Consider the following 5,172-nt stretch of genomic DNA (forward strand, 5'->3'; position numbering starts at 1 on the left):
GGCGAGGGGGAGGCGGACCTGGAAGCGGGTGTCGCCGGGGGCGGAGGTGACCCGCAGGTCGCCGTGGTGCTTTTTCACCACGATCCGCCAGGAGATGTCCAGGCCGAGACCGGTGCCCTCGCCGACCGCCTTCGTCGTGAAGAACGGTTCGAAGATCCGGTCCCGGATGGCGGGGGCGATGCCGGGGCCGGTGTCGCCGATCTCGACGACGAGGGTGTCGTGGTCGGCGAAGGTGCGCACCGTCAGCGTGCCGCGGTGGTCCATCGCGGCGACGGCGTTGTCGATCAGGTTCGTCCAGACCTGGTTGAGTTCGGCGGCGTAGGCGGGGACCACCGGCAGGGACCGGTCGTAGTCCCGGCGGATGTCGACGTCGTCGCCGATCTTGCGGCCGAGCATGATCAGGGTGCTGTCGAGCAGCTCGTGGATGTCGACGGTCTGGTACGGCGCCCGGTCCATCTGTGAGTACTGCTTGGCGGCGGTGACCAGGGTGGAGATCCGGGTGGTGGAGTCCTCGATCTCCCGCATGAGCATTTCGCTCTCGACGGTGTAGGTCAGCCAGCGCACGGCGCCATCGAGCACGCCCGCCGGCACCGAGGCGGCCACGTGGTCGAGCCAGGCGACGTCCAGGCCGGCCTGCACGAAGATCGGCGCGACGTCCCAGGCGTCACCGATGTCGCGTTCGTCCAGCCAGTCGCCGATGAGGTCCTCGCGGTCCGAGACCTCGATCGGGGTGAGGGACGGCGCCTTCGCCACCCGCTCCACCGCCTCCTCCTGCAGGCGGATGAGCACCTCCAGCTCGGTGCGCTCGTATGGACCGGAGGCGATCATGCCGAGCTTGTGCCGCATGCCGGCGACCCGCTCGCGCAGCGCCGAGGTGGCCCGCACGGCCGCGGCCGCCGGGTTGTTCAGCTCGTGGGTCAGCCCCGCGGACAGCGAGCCCAGCGCGAGCAGCCGCTCCCGCTGGCCGACCACCTGCTGGGTGTTCTGCATGCCGAAGAACAGGCCCTCGAGCATGTGCAGGGCCATCGGGAACCACTCGCGCATCACGGTGGCCACATCGTCGGCGTCGAGGACGAAGAAGCGGCTGGGTTCGGTGACCCGCATCGAGTTCTTGTAGAGCTGGGGCACCCGGTCGCCGAGGTAGGCATGCCAGGCGCCGGCGTACACCCCCCGTTGGGAGGAACGCACGACCTCGACGTCGTCCGCACCCACCCGGGTGGACATCACCAGCGCGCCGTCGATGAGCACGTAGAAGCAGGTCGCCGGCGCGCCCTCGGAGTAGACCGGGCCCGGCTCGAGCAGTTCGGCGTGCCCGCGTTCGCACAGCCAGTGGAGCTGGTCGTCGGTGAGCTTCTCGAACAGGAACAGGGTGCGCAGCTCGTCGACGTCGCAGGGAACCGTCGTCATGGTTACTCTCCCGATGCGGCCGTCGTTGCTTTCGCGAGGTACGTCATTGCTTTTCCAGGTAGCGGTGGACGAGCGCGATGGCCATGGCACCTTCGCCGACCGCCGAGGCCACCCGTTTCACCGATTCCGCGCGGGCGTCGCCGGCGACGAACACCCCCGGAACCGACGTCTCCAGGTGGTAGGGGTCGCGGTCGAGGGACCAGCCCGGCGGGCGGCGGCCGTCGATGACGAGGTCCGGCCCGGCCAGGACGAACCCGCGTTCGTCGCGGGTCAGCACGCCGTCGAGCCAGCCCGTGCGCGGCGCGGCGCCGATGAAGATGAACAACCACTGGGTGTCGACCGTCTCGGTCTCGCCGCTGGCGTTGTCCCGCAGCGTGAGCCGTTCCAGATGGCCGTCACCCTCGGCCGAGACAACCTCGGTGCAGGTCCGCACGGTGATCGCCGGGACCCCGGCGATCTGCTGGATCAGGTAGTGGGACATGGACGACTCCAGCGACGACCCGCGTACCACCAGGGTGACCCGCCGGGCGTGCCGGGCGAAGTGCATCGCGGCCTGACCGGCCGAGTTCGCCCCGCCGACGATGTACACCTCCTGCCCGGCGCAGGCGGGCGCCTCGGTGAGCGCGGAGCCGTAGAACACGCCGCGGCCGGTGAACCCGTCCAGGCCGGGGGCGGTGAGCTGGCGGTAGGACACCCCGGTGGCGAGGACGACGGCGTGCGCGGAGATCTGCCGGCCGTCGTCGAAGTGGATCGTGCGCGCCGGGCCGCAGACCTCGAGCGCGACGGCGTCACGGGCGGTGAGGACCTCCGCGCCGAACTTGACCGCCTGCCGGCGGGCCCGGTCGGTGAGCTGGGCGCCGGAAACGCCGTCCGGGAAGCCCAGGTAGTTCTCGATCCGCGAGCTCTGACCGGCCTGCCCACCGGTGGCCGTGCGCTCGACGAGGACGGTGCGCAGGCCTTCCGAGGCCGCATACACCGCCGAGCCCAGTCCCGCCGGGCCGCCGCCGATCACCACGACGTCGTAGAAGTCCGCGGTGGGGGAGGTGCTCAGCCCCACCCGGCCGGCGAGCTCGGCGTCGGAGGGGTCGGTCAGCGTCACCCCGTCGGGAGTGATCACGATGGGCAGTGTGTCGGGGGACGCCTCGGCCGCGGCCAGCAGCCGCGCGCCCTCCGGCTCCTCGGACAGGTACCAGCGGTAGGGCACCTGGTTGCGGGCGAGGAAGTCGCGCACCTCGTAGGAACGCGCCGACCAGCGGTGCCCGACGACCCGGGTCTCGGCGACGGGGGTGTGGTCGGCGGCGAGCCAGGCGTCGAGCAGGCCGTCGACGACCGGGTAGAGCTTCTCCTGCGGTGGGTCCCACGGTTTGAGCAGGTAGTGGTCGAGATCGACGATGTTGATGGCATCGATCGCCGCGGTGGTGTCGGCGTACGCCGTCAGCAGCACCCGGCGCGCCGTCGGGTACAGGTCCATGGCCTGCTCGAGGAACTCGATGCCGTTCATCGTCGGCATCCGGAAGTCCGCGAGCAGCACGGCGACCCGGTCGCCGCGCAGCTTCATCTCCCGCAGCGCGTCGAGCGCCTGCGGACCGGACTCGGCGCGCACGATCCGGTAGCGCTCCCCGTACTCGCGCCGCAGGTCGCGGGCGACCGCGCGGGAGACGCTCGGATCGTCGTCGACGGTGAGGATCGCCGGCCGGGAGGCCGGCCTCGATCCGGGCGCCGCCGCGGCGTCAGGCGTGGGCGGAGCCGATGCGGACGTCATGGTTGCCCCCCGGGGAGATCGGTGGCTGGCGCGGTGCCGGTGTGCCGGATGCGGAGCGGTCGAGCGCGGGTCACGGGCCGGTCGGGCGACGGACGGTCGGGCGACGGGACGCGGCCGCGGCCCTGGTGGAAGTCGATCAGGCGACCGGGTCTCCCGCCGCGGGGACGGCCGCGGGGCGCAGGCCGGCGCCTTCGGGACGAAGGCGGATGGGCGCGGATGAGCCGGTGCCGTCCGTGCGCCGCCGCATTCCGCCAGTCTATGGTTCCGCCCCCCGCCGCGTTCACGCGTGCGAAAAACCGCCCCGGACAGCCCCGGACAGCCCCGTTCCGCAACGATCGCGACAGTCCCTCGCCCGGGGCCTGCCTGCCCGACACTCCAACACCCCTGAGATGCTTCGCGATCTTCGGGTCCGCTGCGCGGTCCCGAGTGGATTCGACGATCAAGGAGGATCTGTGCGACGGGCCGATAACGCTGTCGAGTGTCCCTGCGATTCAACGTCAGCAATGGCTTTGGCCAGTACCTGTTCGATGAAGGTCGTCTTGCTCTCGGTGTAGGCGTCGCGGTTGGTACGGAATTTTGCCGCCAGGGATCTTTTCAATGCCGCGTAGGCCTGGGCTGTCTGCGGGTGGGTGCGTAGCACATCGCGAAAGCGCAGGTGCCGTTCGAGCTCGGGGTTGTCCGCGGCACAGACGTAGAGGTGGTGGGCCGGCGTGTTCGGTGGAGTGCGCAACGCTTCCCGTCCGGTGATGCCGAGGTCGCCCCGGTGGTGGTATCCGGCCGCCTGCAGCCGGGCGATGACGGCGGGCAGGTCGTCGCGGGTGCGGATGACGACGTCGATGTCGATGACGGGCTTGGCCGGCAGGCCGGGAACCGCGGTGCTGCCGACGTGTTCGATCCGGTGCGTGAGCACTCCGAGGACGTGGGCGAGGCGGTCACGAACGACCGCGAAGCTGTCGGGCCAGCGCGGGTTGTAGTCCGTGATCTCGATCGGTAGGGGCACCTGAGGTTCCTCGTCGGTGTGAGTCCGTGGTCCCGTCCCCGCGGGCCGGTTCCGCCCCGCCCGGCAGGTCGAGCCGCATCGGCGATGTTCCTCGCGACGGCATCTGTCCCGATTCGGACTGTCGGGCAGCTGTCCGCAGCCGAACGTTACGTTCCCTGGGCCTCGTTCGTACCGTGGTCGAATGGTCCGGACCGGAAGTGCGCCGAGATGGCCGCTCGCCGTGATGGGCATCGCCCTCATGGCGGCGGTCATGTCGATGGCCGTGGCGGTGTTGCCCGACAGCTCCGGCGCCGCCGTTGGCCGGGTCGGCGGTGCGCCGCCACTGCGGCTGGCCGCGGGCTCGTCCGGCCTGTCGGCCGGCGACGCGTGCCCGGCGTCCACCGGCCGCATTCCACTGTCCGGCGGGGTGCACATTCTCGTTCATGACGGGGTCCGGCGTTCCTACCGGTTGGCGATGCCCGTGGATTACGACGGGCGACTCTCCCGTCCCGTCGTGTTCGACTTCCACGGTTTCAGGGCGGACGCGGCGTTGGAGGAACAGCGGTCGCGGCTGGGGGTCGTCGGCGCCGGGCGTGGCTTTGTCGTGGTGACCCCGGATGCGCTCGGCACGCCGCGCCGGTGGAACACGATGAGCGACCCGGGCAAGGCCGACGACATCGGCTTCGTCGGCGCCCTGCTAACCGACCTCGCCTCCCGGTTCTGCCTCGACGGCCGGCGGGTCTACGCCACCGGGCATTCCAACGGCGCCGAGTTCGCCGCCGCGCTGGTCTGCCGGTCCGCCCGGTTCGCCGCCGTGGCCATGGTCTCCTCGACCTTCGAGGCCCGCTGCCCCGCCGGGCGCGCCCCCGCGACGATGGCCGTGCACGGTACCGCCGATCCGTCGGTGCCCTACGGCGGCGGCGTGGTGGCGGGCTCCTCGACCCGGGTGCCCGCGGCGCCGGCGGTGGTCCGTGCCTACGCCGACCGCTACGGCTGCAACCCGATCCCGCGCACGGCCCAGCCC

Annotated in this window: 4 protein-coding genes; 1 reads left to right on the forward strand and 3 read right to left on the reverse strand. The window is 71.4% G+C overall.

Features of this window, described 5'->3' with window-relative positions:
• The 3 genes from NBZ83_RS29805 to NBZ83_RS29815 all read right to left on the reverse strand — a co-directional run.
• On the reverse strand, positions 1–1,407 hold a 1,407-nt coding region (locus tag NBZ83_RS29805; protein WP_261576282.1), incomplete at its 3' end, for an ATP-binding protein.
• Between the two features lie 43 nt (positions 1,408–1,450).
• A complete protein-coding gene (locus tag NBZ83_RS29810) occupies positions 1,451–3,169 on the reverse strand; it encodes an NAD(P)/FAD-dependent oxidoreductase (protein ID WP_261568326.1) in 1,719 nt (572 codons plus the stop codon).
• A 439-nt stretch (positions 3,170–3,608) separates the two neighbouring features.
• Entirely contained in the window at positions 3,609–4,169 is a 561-nt protein-coding gene (locus NBZ83_RS29815) for a GrpB family protein (RefSeq protein WP_261576283.1), read from the reverse strand.
• A gap of 223 nt (positions 4,170–4,392) precedes the next feature.
• On the opposite strand from NBZ83_RS29815, the gene NBZ83_RS29820 reads away from it, so the two are divergent.
• Positions 4,393–5,172: CE1 family esterase (locus tag NBZ83_RS29820; protein ID WP_261576284.1), on the forward strand; the 780-nt coding region annotated here is incomplete at its 3' end.

This window comes from Frankia gtarii (genome assembly GCF_025403375.1).
In the GTDB taxonomy this organism is placed as follows: Bacteria; Actinomycetota; Actinomycetes; order Frankiales; family Frankiaceae; genus Frankia; species Frankia gtarii.